This window comes from Amycolatopsis sp. lyj-84, from assembly GCF_046549075.1.
GTDB lineage: Bacteria > Actinomycetota > Actinomycetes > Mycobacteriales > Pseudonocardiaceae > Amycolatopsis.
In genome coordinates, this window is record NZ_JAJPWO010000001.1 from 1,077,878 (window position 1) to 1,096,260 (window position 18,383).

Annotated in this window: 19 protein-coding genes; 8 read left to right on the forward strand and 11 right to left on the reverse strand. The window is 69.7% G+C overall.

Annotated features, from left to right (window positions below):
- Positions 1–21: 21 nt before the first annotated feature.
- Genes ACLJRM_RS05240 through ACLJRM_RS05250 form a run of 3 tightly spaced genes read right to left on the reverse strand, consistent with a single transcriptional unit; the run spans position 22 to position 3,721 of the window.
- Positions 22–1,044: an ABC transporter ATP-binding protein gene (locus tag ACLJRM_RS05240; protein ID WP_101610474.1), complete on the reverse strand. Its 1,023-nt coding sequence runs from the start codon at positions 1,042–1,044 to the stop codon at positions 22–24.
- A complete protein-coding gene (locus ACLJRM_RS05245; protein WP_410662446.1) occupies positions 1,044–2,621 on the reverse strand; it encodes an ABC transporter permease in 1,578 nt (525 codons plus the stop codon). Before ACLJRM_RS05245 ends, ACLJRM_RS05240 begins: the two co-directional genes overlap by 1 nt.
- Positions 2,622–2,668: 47 nt before the next feature.
- Positions 2,669–3,721, reverse strand: a complete 1,053-nt coding sequence (locus ACLJRM_RS05250; RefSeq protein ID WP_410662420.1) for a thiamine ABC transporter substrate binding subunit — start codon at positions 3,719–3,721, stop codon at positions 2,669–2,671.
- A gap of 75 nt (positions 3,722–3,796) precedes the next feature.
- Between ACLJRM_RS05250 and ACLJRM_RS05255 the strand changes: the two genes are divergently transcribed.
- Positions 3,797–4,087 carry a 4a-hydroxytetrahydrobiopterin dehydratase gene (locus ACLJRM_RS05255; protein WP_410662421.1) on the forward strand — a complete coding sequence of 97 codons (291 nt, stop codon included), beginning with the start codon at positions 3,797–3,799 and terminating at the stop codon, positions 4,085–4,087.
- Positions 4,088–4,472: 385 nt separating this feature from the next.
- Here the strand turns inward: ACLJRM_RS05255 and ACLJRM_RS05260 are convergent, their stop codons facing one another.
- From ACLJRM_RS05260 to ACLJRM_RS05270, 3 genes are read right to left on the reverse strand one after another with little or no spacing between them, the layout of a single operon-like run.
- Positions 4,473–4,811 carry a winged helix-turn-helix transcriptional regulator gene (locus ACLJRM_RS05260; RefSeq protein ID WP_410600749.1) on the reverse strand — a complete coding sequence of 113 codons (339 nt, stop codon included), beginning with the start codon at positions 4,809–4,811 and terminating at the stop codon, positions 4,473–4,475.
- Between the two features lie 31 nt (positions 4,812–4,842).
- Positions 4,843–5,217, reverse strand: a complete 375-nt coding sequence (locus tag ACLJRM_RS05265) for a type II toxin-antitoxin system death-on-curing family toxin (protein ID WP_101610478.1) — start codon at positions 5,215–5,217, stop codon at positions 4,843–4,845.
- Positions 5,214–5,417 (reverse strand): hypothetical protein, encoded by a 204-nt coding sequence (locus ACLJRM_RS05270; protein WP_037306526.1) that lies wholly within the window; start codon positions 5,415–5,417, stop codon positions 5,214–5,216. The genes ACLJRM_RS05265 and ACLJRM_RS05270 overlap by 4 nt, the downstream gene beginning before the upstream one ends.
- A gap of 50 nt (positions 5,418–5,467) precedes the next feature.
- Between ACLJRM_RS05270 and ACLJRM_RS05275 the strand changes: the two genes are divergently transcribed.
- From ACLJRM_RS05275 to ACLJRM_RS05290, 4 genes are all read left to right on the forward strand, one after another.
- A complete protein-coding gene (locus tag ACLJRM_RS05275) occupies positions 5,468–5,932 on the forward strand; it encodes a DUF2716 domain-containing protein (protein WP_101610480.1) in 465 nt (154 codons plus the stop codon).
- A gap of 85 nt (positions 5,933–6,017) precedes the next feature.
- Positions 6,018–6,392, forward strand: coding sequence for a hypothetical protein (locus ACLJRM_RS05280; protein WP_410662422.1), 375 nt, complete (start codon positions 6,018–6,020; stop codon positions 6,390–6,392).
- Positions 6,393–6,484: 92 nt separating this feature from the next.
- Positions 6,485–7,846, forward strand: coding sequence for a M20/M25/M40 family metallo-hydrolase (locus ACLJRM_RS05285; protein ID WP_410662423.1), 1,362 nt, complete (start codon positions 6,485–6,487; stop codon positions 7,844–7,846).
- Positions 7,847–7,925: 79 nt separating this feature from the next.
- Positions 7,926–8,393 (forward strand): hypothetical protein, encoded by a 468-nt coding sequence (locus tag ACLJRM_RS05290; protein ID WP_410600567.1) that lies wholly within the window; start codon positions 7,926–7,928, stop codon positions 8,391–8,393.
- A 61-nt stretch (positions 8,394–8,454) separates the two neighbouring features.
- On the opposite strand, the gene ACLJRM_RS05295 is transcribed toward ACLJRM_RS05290, so the two are convergent.
- From ACLJRM_RS05295 to ychF, 3 genes are all read right to left on the reverse strand, one after another.
- The gene (locus tag ACLJRM_RS05295) at positions 8,455–8,922 is read right to left on the reverse strand and encodes a hypothetical protein (RefSeq protein ID WP_410600566.1); all 468 of its coding nucleotides are present in this window, start codon (positions 8,920–8,922) and stop codon (positions 8,455–8,457) included.
- Positions 8,922–9,509, reverse strand: coding sequence for an ArsR family transcriptional regulator (locus ACLJRM_RS05300; protein WP_410600565.1), 588 nt, complete (start codon positions 9,507–9,509; stop codon positions 8,922–8,924). The genes ACLJRM_RS05295 and ACLJRM_RS05300 overlap by 1 nt, the downstream gene beginning before the upstream one ends.
- A gap of 307 nt (positions 9,510–9,816) precedes the next feature.
- On the reverse strand, positions 9,817–10,899 hold the full coding sequence (gene ychF / locus ACLJRM_RS05305) for a redox-regulated ATPase YchF (protein WP_101610483.1): 1,083 nt from the start codon (positions 10,897–10,899) through the stop codon (positions 9,817–9,819).
- A 105-nt stretch (positions 10,900–11,004) separates the two neighbouring features.
- Between ychF and ACLJRM_RS05310 the strand changes: the two genes are divergently transcribed.
- Positions 11,005–12,456, forward strand: a complete 1,452-nt coding sequence (locus ACLJRM_RS05310; protein ID WP_101610484.1) for a DNA-3-methyladenine glycosylase 2 family protein — start codon at positions 11,005–11,007, stop codon at positions 12,454–12,456.
- A 10-nt stretch (positions 12,457–12,466) separates the two neighbouring features.
- Positions 12,467–12,967, forward strand: a complete 501-nt coding sequence (locus ACLJRM_RS05315; RefSeq protein WP_101610485.1) for a methylated-DNA--[protein]-cysteine S-methyltransferase — start codon at positions 12,467–12,469, stop codon at positions 12,965–12,967.
- A gap of 84 nt (positions 12,968–13,051) precedes the next feature.
- On the opposite strand, the gene ACLJRM_RS05320 is transcribed toward ACLJRM_RS05315, so the two are convergent.
- Both ACLJRM_RS05320 and ACLJRM_RS05325 read right to left on the reverse strand, forming a co-directional pair.
- Positions 13,052–16,003 (reverse strand): AAA family ATPase, encoded by a 2,952-nt coding sequence (locus tag ACLJRM_RS05320; RefSeq protein ID WP_410662424.1) that lies wholly within the window; start codon positions 16,001–16,003, stop codon positions 13,052–13,054.
- Positions 16,000–17,151 carry an exonuclease SbcCD subunit D gene (locus tag ACLJRM_RS05325; RefSeq protein ID WP_410662425.1) on the reverse strand — a complete coding sequence of 384 codons (1,152 nt, stop codon included), beginning with the start codon at positions 17,149–17,151 and terminating at the stop codon, positions 16,000–16,002. The genes ACLJRM_RS05320 and ACLJRM_RS05325 overlap by 4 nt, the downstream gene beginning before the upstream one ends.
- Before the next feature lie 165 nt (positions 17,152–17,316).
- Between ACLJRM_RS05325 and rmuC the strand changes: the two genes are divergently transcribed.
- Positions 17,317–18,231 carry a DNA recombination protein RmuC gene (gene rmuC, locus ACLJRM_RS05330; RefSeq protein ID WP_101610488.1) on the forward strand — a complete coding sequence of 305 codons (915 nt, stop codon included), beginning with the start codon at positions 17,317–17,319 and terminating at the stop codon, positions 18,229–18,231.
- Positions 18,232–18,383 lie beyond the last annotated feature (152 nt).

Below are 18,383 nucleotides of genomic sequence, written 5' to 3' on the forward strand. Positions count from 1 at the left end.
GGTTCATACGAACTACCGCAACTAGAGGACGACTCGCGGGAGCTGGGCGACGCCGTCGGGGTCCAGAGCCAGCCGCACGGTGTCCCCTGGGCGCAGATCGGCGGTCACCGGCGCGACGGCGTCCACAGTGGACAGGTCGCCGATCGTGACCACGAGCCGGACGTGCTCTCGCCGGTGCACCACGGCGGTGACCTCGGCCTCGACGCCTTCCGCGGCAACCCGCAGACCATGCGGCCGCAGCCCCAGCCGTACCGCGCCATCCTTGACGTCGGGCAGGACGACCTCGCCGAGCGCGCTCCGCACCGTCCCGCCGGCCGCCTCGCCGTCGACGAACGTGGTGACGCCGAGGAACCGCGCCACCCCCTCGTCCACCGGCTGCCGCCAGACCCGGCGCACCGCGCCCTCCTGCCGGATCTCGCCGTCGTCGAGGACGGCGACACGGTCCGCGAGGGTGAACGCCTCTTCCTGATCGTGCGTGACCAGCAACGCGGTGATCTTGCTGCGCCGCAACAAAGCCGCGAGATCGATCGCCAGCTGCTCGCGTAGTCCGGCGTCCAAACCGGACAGTGGTTCGTCCAGCAGCAGGAGCCGCGGTTCCGGCGCCAGCGCGCGGGCCAGCGCGACCCGTTGCGCCTGTCCGCCGGACAGTTCGGTGACCCTCCGCCGCTCGTAACCGGTGAGCCCGACCAGGTCGAGCAGCGCCCGGACGCGTTCCGCGTGTTCGGCGCGCGGGACGTCGTGCATCCGCAGGCCGAACGCGATGTTCGAGGCGACGTCCTTATGCGGGAACAGCTGCCCGTCCTGGAACACCAGCCCGAACCCCCGCCGGTGCACGGGGACGCCGGAGAGGTCCTCACCGTCCCACCGCACGGTCCCCGACGTCAGCGGCTCCAGACCGGTGATCGCCCGCAGCAGCGTCGACTTCCCCGAACCGGACGGGCCGAGCAGCGCCAGCACCTCGCCGTCGGCGATGTCCAGCCCGGCGTCCTTCACGGCCGGATGAGATCCATAGTGGACGGTCAAATCCCGTACCGACAGCGACACTAGAACTCCCCTACCGAATTCTGCCCGCGGACCGCGCCGAACCGGTCGATCAGCACCACCGCCACCACGGTCACGATCATGAGCAGCGCGCAGGCCGCGTAGGCCATCTGGTTGTTCAGCTCGCCCGGCCGAGAGATCAGCGTCGCGACGGCGACGGGCAGCGTCGGCGCGTCCGGCCTGGCCAGGAAGCTCGTCGCGCCGAACTCGCCGAGCGCGACCACGTATCCGAAACCGGCGGCCGCGACCAGCGAACGCGCCGTCAGCGGGAGATCGATCTCCCGCCACACCCGGCCGGGGCTCGCGCCGAGGGTCGAAGCGGCCTGCCGGAGCCGGACGTCGACCGACCGCAGCACCGGCAGCACCATCCGCACGATCAACGGGATGATCACCAGCGCCTGCGCGAGCGGGACCAGCAGTGGTGACGTCCGCAGGTCTCCCGGCAGCGCGTCGAGCGTGACGAGGTAGCCGAAACCGACGGTCACCGCGGACACGCCCAGCGGCAGCATCAGCGCCGCGTCCATCGTCTCGCCCATCCCCCGCGCCAGCCTGCCCGGTGTGCGGCGCAGCGCCACCAGCACGACCGAGGCCAGTACCCCGACGATCATCGCGAGCATGGTCGCGTCGAACGCCGTCCGCAGCGACATCGACGCCGCGTCCCAGCCCGAAACCTGCAGCGCGCCACGGGATCCCTGACCGGCGAGCGCTTCGTACCCGGCGAGGCTCCAACCATCCGAAGTGGACACGGACTCGAGGAGCAGCGCCACGATCGGCGTCATCAGGAGCGCGATCACCGCGAGACCGGCGGAGACGGCCCACCATTCGCCGCCCCTGGGCCGCCGCGCGGTCTCGCTCCGCGAACGCAGCCGGACCGCGTTCTCCCTGCGTCGTCTCGCCAGCGCCCCCACGACCAGCGCGGCGACGACGGCGGCGAACTGCACCAGCGACAGCGCGGCCGCGCCGGAGAGGTCGAGCAGGTCGACCGTGCGCAGGTAGATCTCGGTCTCCAGGGTCCGGAACTTCGACCCTCCGAGAATGAGCACGACCCCGAAACTGGTGGCGCAGAACAAGAACACCACCGCCGCCGAGGAAGCGATCGCCGGACCGAGCGCGGGTAGCGTCACCGACCGGAAGGCACGCCACGGCGACGCGCCCAGCGCCCGCGCCGCGTCCACGGTGCGCGGGTCGAGATGGCTCCACAGCCCGGAAACCGTACGCGCGACGACGGCGACGTTGAAGAAGGCGTTGGCCAGTACCAGCGGCAGCAGGCCGCCGTCGGGCCAGAGCGCGCGGAACGCCAGGCCGACCACGACGGTCGGCAGCACGAACGGCACCAGCACGAGGGTCCGGACCAGCGAGACACCCGGCAGCCGCACCCGCGCGAGCAGGAACGCGACCGGCAAACCCGCGAGCACCGCGACGATCGTCGAAACCCCGGCGCTGGCGACGGTGAACCCCGCGAGCTTCCAGGTCAGCGGGTCGCCGATGGCCGTACCGACCCCGCCGGAACCGAAACCCCGGCCGATGATCGCCGCGACCGGCCAGGCGAAGAACACCACGAGGAAACCGAGCGGCAGCACGGCGAGTGCGGCCAGCCCGGCGCCCCGATAAGTCAGCCTGGGCGCACTCAGCCTTCGAGTAGCGTGCGCCACTGGGCGATCCACTGCTCACGCCCGGCCTGGATCTTGGCCGGTTCGAGCGTCTTCGGCTGCTGCGGCAGCGGCGCGGCCTGCGCCCAGCCCTGCGGGAGTTCGACGCCCTGGCGTGCCGGGTACACGTACATGTTGGCCGCCACGGTCACCTGGAACTGCTGGGACAGCAGGAAGTCCACGACCTTGCGGGCCTTCTCGACCTGCTTGCCGCCCGCCAGCACACCCGCGTACTCGACTTGGCGGTAACAGGTGTCCAGCAGCGCCTTCGTGCGCGGCTTGCCGTCGTCGCCGAGTTCGGCGGCGGGCGAAGACGCGTAGGAGACGACGATCGGCCGCGGGCCCTTGCCCGAGGAACCGGAGAACTCCTTGGTGTAGGCCTCTTCCCAGCCGCTGACCGTCTTGAGACCGTTGGCCTTCAGCTGCGACCAGTACGCCTGCCAGCCCTGCTCGCCGAACTGGGCGACGGTGCCGAGCAGGAACGCCAGCCCAGGCGACGACGTCGCGGGGCTCTCGGCGACCATCAGGTCCTTGTACTTGGCGTCGGCGAGGTCCGCGAACGACTTCGGCTCGGGGATCCCCTTCTCCGTGAAGTACCGGGTGTCGACGTTGACGCAGACGTCGCCGAGGTCGACGGCGGAGAGCCGGTGCTCGGGGTCGACGGAGTAGCGCTGGGGGCCGCGATCGGCCTCCGGGCTGGTGTACTGCTCGAAAACGCCCTCGGTGAGCGCGCGGGAAGCGAACGTCGAGTCGACGCCGTACGCGACGTCACCGATCGGGTTCGCCTTGGTCAGCACCAGTTTGTTGGTCAGCGCGCCCGCGTCCCCCTGCTTGAGCACGGAGATCTTGATCCCGGACTGCCGCTCGAACGCGTCGAGGACCTCCTGCGGGGCGAGCCACGAGTCGTGCGTCACGAGCGTGACCGTCGCCGGTGCCTGCGCGTCGTTCCCCGTAGTCCCGGAGAGCGAGCAGCCCGCGGCGAGGGCGGCCACCGTGCCTGCCGCAACCAGCGTGCGGAGGGCGCGTTTCATCTAGCCTCCTGCGTTTTTTCAAGGGGGACCCGTGGCAAACGTGCAGCGTAGCCGACGGCGTACCACCATGGAGTCATGGCGGAAATCTTGAACGACAAGCAGACGGACGAGGCCGTGACGAAGCTCTCGGGCTGGACCCGCGACGGCGTCACCATTGAGCGGACGGCGAAGCTGGCGAGCTTCCCGAAAGCCATCGAAGCGGTGGACAAGATCGCCGAACTCGCGGAGGCGGCCGACCACCATCCCGACATCGACATCCGCTGGCGGACGGTGACGTTCCGGCTCAGCACGCACTCCGCCGGAGGGCTGACGGAGAAGGACTTCGCGCTCGCGTCGCAGATCGACGGGGTGCTCGCCGATATGTGACGTCCGTGACGACCGCGCCACGACTCCGCTTCCCGGGCGTCTACCCAGTACGACCGACGAGAAAAGGACGAGTGATGACACAGGCGATCGTGGTGGGGTTCTCCGCATTCGGCGCGATGGTGGCGGCCGCTGCCGGAGTGCTTTGGTACACGGCGCGAGATCGGCGTCACCAACACGATCAGTGATCTTCGCCACACTGGCGCGCGTGAAGTAACGCTGACCCTGATCAACGCGCTGTTCCCGGCGGACCTGTCGCTTCTCTCCCCGGGGAACCGCCGTGAACAACGCCTCCATCACCGCCGCCCAGCGCGTCTGGGTGACCGTCTTCGCCACCGCCGTCACGCTGCTGACGATCATCGTGCTCGGCCTTCTCGGCTAGCCCCTTTCAGCCCGGGTAGGCCTCGCGGGCGGCGACAAGCTCCGGAAGGTGCTTCGCCGCCCACTCGCGGCATGCCTCCATCGGCGCGAACAACGTCCGGCCGAGCGGAGTGAGTTCGTACTCCACTCGCGGCGGCGTCTCGTCGTACGCCGTCCGCGTGATCATGCCGTCGCGCTCCAGGGCCCTGAGGGTCTCCGTGAGGACCTTCGACGTGACGCCCCTCAGCGGCACCCTCAGTTCGGTGAACCGGCGCGGTCCCTCTTCCAGGCAGAGCACGACCAGGCCGGCCCACTTGTCGCCGATCCTGAACGGCGTGAGATTCGACGGGCACTCGGGCGCGAACATGTCCGCTTCCAGTGGCTTCACCCGTCCGAAGTTACCCGAGCGGTTTGGCCCAGCCCGCCAGCTCGGCCGCGGCGTCGTCGTAGGCGAGTGAGCCGGTGGACATCGCGATCACCAGGTCGTACGCGTCGTCTTCCGGCGCGTCGAGGTCGTGACCGTTGAGCCCGTAGAAGACGAACGTCGCCATCCAGGCCAGGCGCTTGTTGCCGTCGATGAGCGCGTGGTTGCGCACGACGGACTCCAGCAGTACCGCCGCTTTCTCGTGCAGCGTCGGATACGCGTCCCGGCCCATCAACGAGGCCTGCGGCCGGTGCGCGGCCGAGTCGAGCAGCCCGAGATCGCGGATCTTGGGCACCCGGAGATCTTCCGCGAGCGCCAGGAGGTCTTCGACGGTGAGATACTCGATCACTGGGCGAGACGGTCGAGCAGAGCGGCGTAGCGCTCCCGGCCGTCCTTGGACAGTGCCCGGACCCTGTCGTCACGGACACGACGGCCTGCCGCCTCGGTGATGGCGCGAACGGTGGCTTCGTGCTTGCTCACGCCGTCGGCCTCAGCCAGCAGGGCGAGAGCGCGCTCTTGCTCGTCGTTCAACCTCAGGGTCATGGCCATGGCCTGATGATACCACTCTGGTAGCACCCTCCTTCGCGTATTTTCACCGCGTGAGCATCGAGACCCTGGGCGACGCCGAGTACCGGCGCGTGTGGGACCGCTTCCGCGCGGAATTCGCCTTCCGGCCCAGTACCGACCGCTTCGAATGGCCGGGGATCGACGAGCCCGCGGGGGCGGTGACCTGGAGTCTGTCCGCCCTCGACGAAGACCCGGGATATCTGCTGCTGGACCGGATGGTCTCCGTGGTTCAGCGCGGGCTGGCCTCGTGTGCCGACGAGTTGTACGCGCTCGACTGGCAGCACGAGTCGTACCGGTTCGCGACCGCGGCGAAGGACTGGCCGCTCAGCCCGTTCCCCGACGGCGACTACTACCTCTACCTGACGCCGGACTTCCGGCTCGGCACCTTCGGGCACCCTTGGGAGTACACGATCTGCGTGTTCGGCGACGAACTGGTGTCCGCGATTTCGGCGGAAGTCACCTTGATCCTCGGCAAACCGCTACGCAGGTCTGCGTAGGCCCGATTGCCGCTTCCGGGCCGACGCCCCGAGCGGCTCCGAGCGGGACTCTTCAGTGGTCGAAAACCCAGTGAGGAGTCCCACCATGAACCGTTCCACCGCCGCCGTCGCCAACGCTTTCTTCCTCTTCGCCGGCGTCGCCGGGCTGATCATCCAGATCGTCTCGGGCGTCCCCGGATTCCCGGACATCCCGCCCGGCCCGTTCATCCTCGGCGTGACCGGGATCCTCGTGCTGACCCTGGCCGCCAAGTACCGCTGGATCCTGTTCCTCGGCGTCGCCGCGCCACTGTTCATCCTGGTCGGCGCCCTGCTCGAAGGCTCCTTCTGGGGACGGCTCGCCGACGTGGGCGATTTCGGCCCCTTCGTCGGGACCGTGCTGCTGATCGGCGGGCTGATCGGGGCCATCGCCTGCGGCGGCGTCGCGCTGGCCCAGGCCTACCGCCACACCACCGTGGGCTGAACCGGAAAAAGGGGACGATCGGAGGTTGCTCTGGCGGCCCGGCGACTATTGGCTACTCGAACGAAGGTCGTTCGAGAAGTGAGGGGTGTTCCATGGCAGGTCTGCGCAGGCGTGAGGTGCTCGCGGGTGCGGTGGCTCTGGCGGGCGCGGCGACGATCGGGTTGAACCCCGGCACCGCCGCCGCGGCCACGCAGCAGCGTCCGGGCGCGCAGTTCCCGCCGTCGCTGGACTTCGGCGACTACCCCGTGATCGCGCGGGTGCGGTCGCGGCGGGCGCTGGAGCACCTTCGGGTGCTCAGCGACAAGATCGGCCCCCGGATCGCCGGCACCGAAGGCGAACTGCGCGCCAAGGACTACATCGCGAAGGTGCTGCGAGAGCTGCGCTACCAGGTCACGCTGCAGCCGTTCCCGATCGCCGACAAGTTCCTGGGCGGCCTGTCGGTCGGACGTGACAGCTGGCAGACCGGCTCGTCGCCGCAGGGCGCGCAGGACGTCACGCGTGAGGCGGTCGTCGTCGACGCCGGTGACGGGACCACCCTTCCGGACGACCTGACCGGCAAGATCGTGCTGATCGCGGCCGTGACGAACAAGGCCGACGCGTACCTGACGGCCGCGCAGCGCGGCGCCGTCGCCGTGCTGATCGGCCGGATCGGCGCCGACCCGGCGCGCAAACTGTCCGCCTTCTCCCCGACGCTGGCCACCCCGGTCACCGTCCCGGTGCTCGGCCTGGCGCAGGTGCAGGTGGAGCGACTGCGCGAACGGCTCGCCAAGGGCTCGGTCAAGGTGAAGGCGACGGCCACCCACCACAAGAACCTGACGTCGTACAACGTCATCGCCGAGCGGCCCGCCACCTTCCCCGGCAAGGACAACGGCGTGGTCATGGTGACCGCGCACTACGACAGCGTCCCCGGCTCCCCCGGCGCGAACGACGACGGCAGCGGCACCGTGCTGTGCCTGGAACTGGCGCGTGTCCTCCGGTACCTGCCGACGAACAAGACACTGCGGTTCGCGCTGTGGGGCTCGGAGGAATACGGGCTGATCGGTTCGCGGCACTACGTCTCGAACCTGACCGACCCGGAAGCGAAGCGGATCGCGGGCTGCTTCCAGAACGACATGGTCGCCACCAGCTGGGACCCGGCGATCACCTACTGGCTGCTTTCGGTCGACGGTGCCGACAACGCCACGACCGCGGCCGTCAACGCCGCGGCCAAGCGGCTCGGTTACGACCCTCGGGTCAAGGGCCCGGTCGCGCGCGGTTCGAGCGACCACGTGCCGTTCTTCGAGCGCGGGATCGCGTCGGGCAACTTCAGCTGGCGTGGCGAAAGCGGCCCGGCGCTGTTGGAGCCGACCTATCACACGCCGGAAGACACCATCAAGGACAACGTTTCCCTTGAGCGGCTTCAGGTCTCGCTGGAGCTGATCGGATCGGCGGCTTACAACCTGCTGCGGAAGTAGTGGGGCTCGTGAGTGGTAAAGGCGGTTCTAACCGCCTTTACCACTCACGAGCGCCCTGCCGGGATGCCACTCTGATCCGGTGACGCCTTCACCTGACGAGCAGGACCCGCGGCCCGCCGCCTCACCGGTGACCATCACCCAGTATCAGATCCTCGCCACGCGACGGCAGGCCTTCGACACGCTGATGTGGCAGGTGCCCGCGCTTTCCCTGACCGCGCAGTCTTTTCTGCTGTCCCTCGCCCACGGAGCCCAATCGACGCCTTTCGCCGCGGCCGTCGCGGGACTGCTCTCGATGATCGTGTCGGCGATGTCGATCCAGCTGTTGCTCCGCCAGCGACAGAACGAAGTCACCGACTCGGTACTACTGCATCGCATCGAGCGGGAGCATGGCTGGCCGGAAATCTTCGCAACAGGTGAAGTCAGGGCGCTGAACGCCGGCCGGACACGCCGCCGCGTGATCCGGTTGCGGTCCTACCGGATCTGGACCGGCGGCTTGGCACTCTTCGGGATCGCAGGCTTCGTGGCTCTACTGCGGGCCCTTCTCTAGCCGCCAAGCCGACAACGGACTGCGCAGAGGCGGTCCACCCCGCGTCGATCACGGTCGCGACCTAGTAAAGCGGCATGTTCGGAATCGTCCTCGCCGCGATGTCGATCAAGGCTTCGACTTTCGCGATATCGGTCGTCACGTCCTCGCTGGTCACCGACGGAGCCTCCGAGGAGCGATAGGCGACTTCGTTCCGCCGGACCCGCATGCGGTTGAAAGGACGCAAAACCCGCCCAAGCGGAGGATCGAGCTGTGCGAAAACAGCTTCGTAGACGGCGATATGGCCACCGCGACTCGTGGCGCGCAGGCCCTGATTCTGCAAGAGCGCAGCCAAGGCGCGGCGCCCACCGTCGTATGCCAGCGTGTAGGCGCCTTCCGGATCCGAATCCAGCAACAGCCGCGCCGAAGTGAGGTGCGTGCGAGCCCTGTCGATCTCCGCCTCGGCGGCTTCTCGCGAAGCGGGGACACGCTCGATCGAACCGCTCGCTATGAGTGCGTCGATCGTTTCGCGCCCTTGATTCCACGGGGTCATCAAGTCTCCAAGCCGAGGTTCAGTTGAGCCAGCGGACGCTCACGAACGCTGACGAGGAACGGATCCGTCGTGCCCGACGCCCACGACTCGGATGAGATCCGATGAACGTTGATCTCGCGGCTCAGCCGCCGCGACACCCGCTCCGCCAAGTCGAAAAGCTCGTCCGGATCAGGCGAACCGACGACGAGGACGTCGACGTCGCCGGGAGGCGGCCCCGGTTCGCCGCTGTAGCGCGCGGCCCAAGAGCCGTAAATGTATGCCTCGCTGACGCCCGCGAGCCCGGACAAGGCCTCGGCGAGCAGCGGCATCGGCCCGAACGTGACCGCGATGAGATCACTCAACGGCCGGTAGAGCGGGGTGTCCGTTCGGGCTTTGACGATCCGGCTCCGGCCGACTCTCCGATCTTCCAGAATGCCGCCCTCGGTCAGCCGCTCGACTTCACGCAACGCCGCGGTGGTCGTGACACCACAGGCTTCGGCTAGCTCGGTGATGCTGTACTCGCGATCCGGATGCAGCAGAACGAGCGCGAGCAGCTCACCTTGCGTGCGCGACCGCAGCAGTGGCAGCAGACTCGGCGAAGGTTTCATTGGACGCAGTATATCCTGCGCCCAATGAAAGTAACAACCAGCGATAAGTCGTCACCGAAACGAACCTCGGGAGCGGACGTTCGTGCTGTGCGCAAGCCTGGCGACAAGCGAGTTCAACCTGTCTGCGAGAGCCCCCACGGTGTAAGCGGCGAGTGAGGAGAATGCAGGCATGACCAGCGAGCAGTCCGACAACACCGAGAATCTCGTGCTTCTGCGTGAGCACCCGTTGCGGTCAGCTCTGCCCGAGACTCGCAAGCTTGAGGACTGACACACTCGCTCTGCTTCGCCCGCTCAGTCGCGTCCGCCGTCAGACGTTGAAGCGGAACTCCACCACGTCGCCGTCCGACATGATGTAGTCCTTGCCCTCCATGCGCACCTTGCCCGCGGACCGGGCGGCGGCCATGGAACCGTTCTCGATCAGGTCGTCGTACGAGACGACCTCGGCCTTGATGAAACCGCGCTCGAAGTCGGTGTGGATCACGCCGGCGGCCTGCGGGGCGGTCGCGCCCTGCGGGATCGTCCAGGCGCGCGACTCCTTGGGGCCCGCGGTCAGGTAGGTCTGCAGGCCGAGGGTGTGGAAACCGGCGCGGGCGAGCGAGTACAGGCCTGGCTCGTGCTGGCCGACGGACTCCAGCAGCTCGCGCACGGAGTCCTCGTCGTCCAGTTCCAGCAGCTCGAACTCGACCTTCGCGTCGAGGAACACCGCGTCCGCGGGGGCGACCATCTTGGCCAGCTCTTCGCGACGAGCGTCGTCGGTGAGGATTCCCTCGTCGGCGTTGAAGACGTAGAGGAACGGCTTCGTGGTGAGCAGGCTCAGCTCGCGCAGAGCCTCGAAGTCGACCTCTTTCTGCGCCTGGAACAGGGTCCGGCCCGAGTCGAGGATTTCCTTGGCCTTGACCGCGTTGTCGAGAGCGGGCTTGGCTTCCTTCTTGGTTCGCGCTTCCTTCTCGAGCCGGTGCAGCGCCTTGTCGAGCGTCTGCAGGTCGGCGAGGATCAGCTCGGTGTTGATCGTCTCGATGTCGCTCGCCGGGTCGATCCGGTCGTCGACGTGGATCACGTCCGGGTCGTCGAAGACCCGCACGACCTGGCAGATCGCGTTCGCCTCGCGGATGTTCGCGAGGAACTTGTTGCCGAGCCCGGCCCCCTCGGAGGCGCCCTTCACGATGCCCGCGATGTCCACAAAGGACACAACAGCGGGCACGGTCCGCTCGGAGCCGAACACCTTGGCGAGTTCGTCCAGGCGCGGGTCCGGGAGCGGGACGACGCCGACGTTGGGCTCGATCGTCGCGAACGGGTAGTTCGCGGCGAGCACGTCGTTGCGGGTCAGCGCGTTGAACAGGGTGGACTTGCCGACGTTGGGCAGGCCGACGATGCCGAGGGTGAGACTCACGGGCCAGAAGTCTACGTGCCGCCCGCGACCCCATCCGCCGAGGCCCGGATCGCGGTGTCGGATTTCCGCCAGCCGACCCCGCGACCTGGTGGCACGATCGATGTCATGACCGAGCAGACCTTGGCCGAACGGGCCGTGTGGCGCGACACCGAACGGTGTTACCGCGCCGTCGCCGCCCGTGATTCCCGGTTCGACGGCCAGTTCATCATGGCGGTCCGCACCACCGGGATCTACTGCCGCCCGTCCTGCCCCGCGTCGACGCCGAAGCAGCAGAACGTCCGCTTCTACCCGACGTCGGCCGCGGCGCAGTCGAACGGCTTCCGTGCCTGCCGCCGCTGCCTCCCCGACGCCGTCCCCGGCTCGCCCGACTGGGACATCCGGGCCGACCTCGCCGCGCGGGCGATGCGGCTCATCTCGGACGGGACCGTCGAACGCGACGGTGTGCCGGGGCTCGCGCGACGGCTCGGCTATTCCGAACGTCAGCTCGGGCGTGTCCTCACCGCGGAACTCGGTGCCGGACCGCTCGCGCTGGCCAGGGCGCACCGGGCGCACTCGGCGCGGCTGCTGATCGAGATGTCCGGCCTTCCGCTGACCGACGTCGCGTTCGCGGCGGGTTTCTCCAGCGTCCGCCAGTTCAACGAGACGATCCGCGAGGTGTTCGCGACGACGCCTTCGCAGCTTCGCGCGGCGAGCCTGCGTCGCGGACGCCGCAAGGCCGACGAGACACCGACCGGGACCCGGTTGAGCCTGCGGCTGCCGTTCCGCAAGCCGTTCGACGCGGCCGGGGTGCTGGAGTTCCTGGCCGTCCGGGCCGTCCCCGGCGTCGAGCACGTGACGCGCGACGATTCCGGCGTGACCGCCTATGCCCGCACGCTGCGGCTCGCACACGGCGTCGGCGTGGTGCGGCTGACGACGAAGGACGACCACGTCCTTTGCGACCTGCGGCTCGCCGACCTGCGTGACCTGAGCAGCGCCGTGGCCAGGGTGCGGCGGCTGCTGGATCTCGACGCCGACCCCGAGGCGGTCACGCGGGTCCTCGGGGCCGACCCGGCGCTCGCGCCGCTGGTCGAGGCGATCCCCGGCATCCGGGTGCCGGGCGCGGTCGACGGGGACGAACTCGTGCTGCGCGCGCTGCTGTCCCCGGCCGAGGCGGCGTCGCTCGCCGACACCCTCGGCGAGCGTGTGCCCAACTGCGACGAATCGCTGGAAGGGGTGACCACGGTGTTCCCGACGGCGGCCGTGGTCGCCGAACACGGTCCGGAGCGGATCGCCGCCGTGGCCGCCGCGCTGGCGGACGGCGTTTCGGTCCACGTCGGCCGCGATCCCGAGGAGTTGCGGGAGGAACTGCTGGCACTCCCGGGAATCGGGCCCCGGACCGCGGACTACGTCCTGATGCGCGTCCTGGGCGCGCCGGACGTCCTGCTGACCGGTGATCCGGCGCTGCGCCGGGGAGCGGCCGCGCTGGGGATCGCCGACGACGAAAAGACGCTGGCCGAACGTGGACGGGCCTGGCAGCCCTGGTCCTCGTATGCCGGCATGTACCTGTGGCGCGCTTGAAAGGGAGACGATGAGCATCGCATACTGGTCCACAATGGACACAAAGATCGGGCCGTTCACCGCCGTGGTGGCGGAGGACGGGGCCGTACTCGCCTCGGGCTGGACCGGCGACGTCGGCGAACTGACACCGCTGATCTCGCCGTCGCTGGCCCCCGGCGAGGTGAAGCAGCGACAGGACCTGGGACCGGTGAGCGCCGCGATCCGCCGGTACCACGACGGCGACCTGGACGCGGTCGCCGACGTCGAGGTGCGGCAGCGGTCCGGCGCTTTCCGGGAGCACGCTTGGGAAATCCTGCGGAAGGTGCCCGCCGGTGAGCCGGTGAGCTATGCGGAGTACGCGACGCTGGCGGGCAATCCGGCGGCGGTGCGGGCGGCCGCGTCGGCGTGCGCGAAGAACGCCGCGGCGTTGTTCGTGCCGTGTCACCGCGTGGTGCGGACCGGCGGCGGCGTGGGGAACTTCCGGTGGGGTGTCCCGGCGAAGCAGTGGCTGCTGACCCACGAAGCCGCCTGAGTGCCCCTCTCGCGAATGCTATGAAAGGCCCGTTACTTGCAAAATTTGCAAGTAACGGGCCTTTCATAGCGCGCGCTGAGCGGGTCAGGCGGCGTGGATTTCGACCGAGGAGCCCGTACGCGCCTTCCGGATCCGCAGCCGGGTTGGGATCCGCTGCCGCAGTTCCTCCACGTGCGACACCAGCCCGACCACCCGGCCACCGGCGCGAAGCTCGTCGAGGATGTTCATGACGATGTCGAGCGTCTCGGCGTCCAGCGTGCCGAAACCCTCGTCGATGAACAGCGTGTCCAGCAGCGCCCCACCGGTCTCGGCGGCGACGACGTCGGCGAGGCCCAGCGCCAGTGAGAGCGACGCGAGGAAGGACTCGCCGCCGGAGAGCGTCTTCGCGGGCCGGACGGTGCCGGAGTAGTCGTCGAGCACGTCGAGCCCGAGCCCGCCGCGAGTGCCCCGGGCACCGGCCGCGTCGGAGTGCACGAAGGAATACCGGCCCTGGCTCATCGTCCGCAGGCGGGCGGTCGCCGCGACCGCGACCTCTTCCAGTCTCGCGGCGAGCACGTACGAGCGCAGCGACATCTTCCGCGCGTTCTGCCCGCGCCCGTTGACGACCTCGGCCAGCGCCTTCAGTTCGAGGTACCGCTCTTCGACCGGCGCCAGCCCCGCCATCAGGGACGCCATCCGCTCGGCCACGCCGGTCAGGTCGGTGTGCCGGGACGTGGCCGTGCGCAGCGCCGCGAAAGCCTGCTCGGCTTCGCCCTGGGTTTTCCGCGCCGCCTCTTCGGAGGCCACGACGTCGATCTCGTCCTCGGGCGAGATGCCGAAGAGTTCCGGCGCCGCCAACGCGCGCCGCTCGGACTCCTCCATCACCTTCGCGTCGGCGAGGCTGGTCTCCAGTTTCGTGATCTGCTCGTCCGGCCGTGACGCGGCCCGCATCGCGTCGAGATCCGCGAAACCCTTGGCCTGCAAGGCTTTCTCGACGAGTTTCGCCTGCTCGTCGCGACGCTCGCGGGCACCCACGACACCGAGCCGCGCTTCGGCGAGCGCGTCGAGGCGGGTCGCGAAACCGAGCAGGTGCCGCCGCCGGGCGGCGACGTCGGCGAACTCGCCGCGCGCGCTTTCCAGCCGTCGTTCCCGTTCGGCCAGCCGTTCCGTGAGACCCCGGACCTCGGTCGCGGCCTCGGCCGCCCGCTGCCCGGTCACGCGACGGCGTTCGGTCAGCTGCTCGGTCTTCCGTTCCAGTTCGAGGAGCTGCTTCTCCAGCACGGACTTGCGACGAGCCTTTTCCGACAGCGACGCGCCCAGCTCCCGCGCCTCGCCGAGTTCGGCCCGCAGCGCCTCGGCGGTGCGCTCGCGCAACCGCTCGACCAGCGTCTTAAGCCGTCCTTCGGCTTCCAGCAGCGAGGCTTTCGCCTTCTCCCGCCGATTGTCGGCCTGCTGCTCGGCGGCTTCGGCGCGGCGTTCGTCCTCGGGATCGACGAGGCCACCGGTGTGCGTGGCGGGCGCCGGATGCTCGGTCGCGCCGCACACCGGGCAGTCCTCACCCGCGGCCAGGCCGGCGGCGAGTTCGGCCGCCATCCCGTCGAGGCGGCGCTCACGCAGGTCCAGACGATGCTGCCGCGCCTGCTGGTGGGCGTCGACGGCGTCGCGGACCAGTCCACGAGCCTGCTCGACGGCCTGCTTCGCCCGAGGCACCTCATCGGCGTCCCGGACCAGTGCGGTCAACTCGTCGAAACGGGTGCGGACGCCTTCGAGTTTCGCCTCGGCTTCGGCGGCCGCGAGCGCCTCGGCACGCAACACCGTGACCTTCTCCGGCACGGATTCGAGTTCGGCGACGAGTTCCTCGGCCTGCTCCTCCGCCTCCTTCGCGACGGTGCTCAGCTGATCTCGGCGGACCAGATCCCGTTGCTGCTGCTCGCCTTCGGCCACGAGTTCGGCCAGCGCGCCCGCTTCTTCGCGCAGCCCGCCGGCACGGGCGCGGAGTTCGGCGGCGGAACTGTCCGCGGCGTCCGGCACTTCCCGGGTCCGGAGCGCTTCCGCGGCCTCCGCCTCGGCGAGCTGGTTCGAGCGGCGTTCGAGCTGATCGGCCTCAGCGGCGACGCCTGCCGCACGATGGGCCGCTTCGACCTCTTCCGCCCACTCCGCGCGCTGATCCGCCTGCTCGGCGATCGCCGAAAGACGCGTGTACGCGGTGCGCACCCGGCGGATGCGCTCGGCGGTGGACCGGTTCTCCTGCCACACGGCCTCGGCCGTCTTCGCGGCCTTACGCGCCTTCTCTTCCTGTCCTCGTGCCTGGGCCACAAGCTCGGCGGACTCCGCGAGGACCGCGTCGACCCACTCGGCCTGTCCCTCCTCGGGCGCCTCCTGCCGGGCGACCTGCGCGAACCGCGCGACCCACTCCCGCAGCGATTGCTGCCGCGCCTGCAGCTCACGGCCACGCTCGGCGCGCAGATCCGCGAACCAGTTTTCGACGTCGGAGAACCGCTCGGTGCCGAACAGCCGCTCCAGCAGTTCCTCGCGTTCGGCCGTGTTCGCCCGCAGGAACCGCGCGAACTCGCCCTGCGGCAGCAAGACCACCTGGAAGAACTGCTCGTGCGTCATGCCGATGAGCCGCTCGACGGTGCGCGCGACCTCGTCGATCCGCGTGATGCCTTCGGCCACGTGCCCGGCGGGCACCGTGCCGACCCAGCTCAGCACCGCCTTGGCCTGCTGGAGGGTCATCCCCTCGCCACGGCGCTTCGGCCGCTGGTACTCGGGGTTGCGCGCGATCCGCATCCGCTGGCCCTGCACGGTCAGTTCGAGGACGACCTCGGTGACCTGATCCGGCTCGGCGAGATCGCAGCGCAGCCGCTTGACCTCGCCGCGAGCACCGGGGACGGTGCCGAACAACGCGAACGCGATGGCGTCGAGCAGGGTCGTCTTGCCCGCGCCGGTGTCGCCGTGCAGCAGGAACAACCCGTCGGCGCCGAGCACGTCGAAGTCCACCACCTCGCGGCCCGCGTACGGGCCGAAAGCGGCGACCTCCAACCGGTGCAACCTCATACTTCGCGCTCCCTGCCCGCGGCGCCCAGCGCTGCCAGCACGAGCCGCTCCTCTCTCTCCGTCGGCGCGGACCCGCGGCAGTCCTCGAGGAAACCGCGCGTGATCTCGACGTCGGAACGCCCGCGGACGGCTTCGGCGTACTTCAGCGCGGCTCCGGCGTGACCGCCTTCCGGCTGCCAATCCAGGTGCACGGCGTAGGGGAAACGCTCGCGCAGTTTCCGCATCGCGTCGATCGGGCGGACCCGGTCGGTGATCGTGAAGGAGAGGAAATGATCGGTGAGGCCGTCGTGTTCCGGGTCCGACAGGAGATCCGCCAGCTCGCCGCTGAGCATCGCGAGCTGCCGCGGAACCGGCAGTTCGTGCCGCCGGACCTCGGCCAGCCCGTCGGCGCCGAGGTCGACCAGCCAGACGGATTTCCGTTGGCGCGTCTCGGAAAACGAATACGCCAGCGGACTGCCCGAATAGCGCAGGTGCTCGGCGAGGGTCTGCGGGCCGTGGAGGTGGCCGAGCGCGACGTAATCGACGCCGTCGAACACCGAACCCGGCACCTGCTCGACACCTCCGACCGCGATGGTCCGCTCGGATTCGGTCGGCTCGCCGCCGGTGACGAAGGCGTGCGCGAGCACCACCGACCGCGTTCCCTGCGGCCGTTCGGCGAGGTCGGCGCGGATCCGCCGCATCGCCTCGGTGAGGACGCCGGTGTGGCCGCGGGCTTCGGGAACGCCGAGGGCGTGGCGCGCGGGCTCCGGCTCGAGGTACGGGATGCCGTAGAGGGCGACGTCGCCGTGTTCGTCGGGCAGCAGCACCGGCTCGGCGATGCCGTCGATCGTGGCGCGCAGGTGCAGCCCGCCCGCCGCGGCGAATTCGGCGAACGCGCCCAGCCGCGGCGCGGAGTCGTGGTTGCCCGGCGTCATCACCAGCTGCGCCCCGGCCTGACGGAGCCTGCCGAGCGCGGTGGTGGCGACGCGGACGGCCTCCGCCGAGGGCACCGCGCGGTCGTAGATGTCGCCGGAAACGAGGACGACGTCGACCGACTCGGCGACCACGAGATCGGCGAGGTGACCGAGCACGGCTTCCTGCTCGGCGAGCAGATCGGCGCCGTGGAACGTGCGACCGATGTGCCAGTCGGACGTGTGCAGGAGCTTCACGCAGCCCAAGGTAGAGCCGCGCACCGGCCGAAGAGGGGAGGCGCGCCCTTGGCGGCACCGCGCTTTCCGACACGCCGGGGACGGCCCAGGTCAGATACGCCGCCCGGTTTTTGTCGGCGGGTTCCGCCATGATGTCCCGGACTCGGATCCGGAGGGGAGGTACCGGTGGCGACGGTGATCACCACCGCGGCCGTCGTGCTCGCGCTCCTGCTGCTCGTCGCCGTCGCGTTGCTGTGGCGGCTGTACAACGACGGCATGCGGCGGGCGGACGCGGCGGCGAAACTGGTCGACGCCGAACGGTCGAAGGCGGATCAGCAGCAACTCGCGCTACGCCGGTACGAGGTCGCTTTCGCGTCGATCAGCGGCCGCGGCGAGCTGGGCGAAAAGGTCCTCCTGGAGACCGCACGCGCGCTCGGGCTCCGCGAAGAACTGCATTTCACGCTGCAAACGGACCTGGCCGGCGGCGGCGCCGCGAAACCGGACATGGTGCTGCGGGTCGGCGGCGGGCGGACGGTGCCTGTCGACGCGAAGGCGAGCATGGCCTGCTGGGCCGAAGCCGTCGAGACCAACGACCCCGAAGAACGGCTCGACGCGCTGCGCGTCCACGTCCGGCAGCTCCGGTCGCGGGCGGCCGAACTGGCGGGCAAGGGCTACCAGCGCTGGGCCGACGCGATCTACGGGACGATCATGTTCGTCCCGTCCGACGCGGCCGTCGTGGCCGCGCTGGACACGGACCCGGAGCTGCTGCGCTGGATGCTGGACCGGCGGGTCTTCCTCTGCGGGCCGACCGGATTCGCCGTGCTGGCGTCCGCCGCGCTGTTCGCCGCGACCGAGCGGGCACTGGTCGAGGACGTCGAACAGGTCCGGGCGGGCGCCGCGGCCGCGCACCGGGCCGCGGGCAACGCGGTCGACGCGCTGAATCTGTCGAGCACCCACCTCCAGCGCTTCATCTCGGCCCGGCGCCGGGAACTGGAAGCGCTCGAGAGCTTCCGGAGCACGGTCTCCCCGCTGACGGACGCGGCGGGCAGCCCGGCGCCGGTGCCCCTGATCCGGAAGGCGGACGAGCTCCCGGCCTCGTGAGTGGTAAGGACGGTTATTGAGGGGGAGGGCAAACGTGGCGTGTTGGTGAGCGGGGCCGGTGACGGGATGAAGGTGTCCTTTGCCGCGTCCGATGCCGAGTGGCCGTGTCGCGAAAGCCACTTTCGGGACATCAGACGTCCCGAAAGTGGCTT

Bases quoted from the DNA above. Each gene is read 5' to 3' on its own strand.
- ACLJRM_RS05250 (WP_410662420.1), bottom strand. From the start codon at position 3,721: ATGAAACGCGCCCTCCGCACGCTGGTTGCGGCAGGCACGGTGGCCGCC.
- ACLJRM_RS05255 (WP_410662421.1), top strand. From the start codon at position 3,797: ATGGCGGAAATCTTGAACGACAAGCAGACGGACGAGGCCGTGACGAAG.
- ACLJRM_RS05260 (WP_410600749.1), bottom strand. From the start codon at position 4,811: ATGTTCGCGCCCGAGTGCCCGTCGAATCTCACGCCGTTCAGGATCGGC.
- ACLJRM_RS05270 (WP_037306526.1), bottom strand. From the start codon at position 5,417: ATGGCCATGACCCTGAGGTTGAACGACGAGCAAGAGCGCGCTCTCGCC.
- ACLJRM_RS05280 (WP_410662422.1), top strand. From the start codon at position 6,018: ATGAACCGTTCCACCGCCGCCGTCGCCAACGCTTTCTTCCTCTTCGCC.
- ACLJRM_RS05285 (WP_410662423.1), top strand. From the start codon at position 6,485: ATGGCAGGTCTGCGCAGGCGTGAGGTGCTCGCGGGTGCGGTGGCTCTG.
- ACLJRM_RS05295 (WP_410600566.1), bottom strand. From the start codon at position 8,922: ATGACCCCGTGGAATCAAGGGCGCGAAACGATCGACGCACTCATAGCG.
- ACLJRM_RS05300 (WP_410600565.1), bottom strand. From the start codon at position 9,509: ATGAAACCTTCGCCGAGTCTGCTGCCACTGCTGCGGTCGCGCACGCAA.
- ACLJRM_RS05310 (WP_101610484.1), top strand. From the start codon at position 11,005: ATGACCGAGCAGACCTTGGCCGAACGGGCCGTGTGGCGCGACACCGAA.
- ACLJRM_RS05315 (WP_101610485.1), top strand. From the start codon at position 12,467: ATGAGCATCGCATACTGGTCCACAATGGACACAAAGATCGGGCCGTTC.
- ACLJRM_RS05320 (WP_410662424.1), bottom strand. From the start codon at position 16,003: ATGAGGTTGCACCGGTTGGAGGTCGCCGCTTTCGGCCCGTACGCGGGC.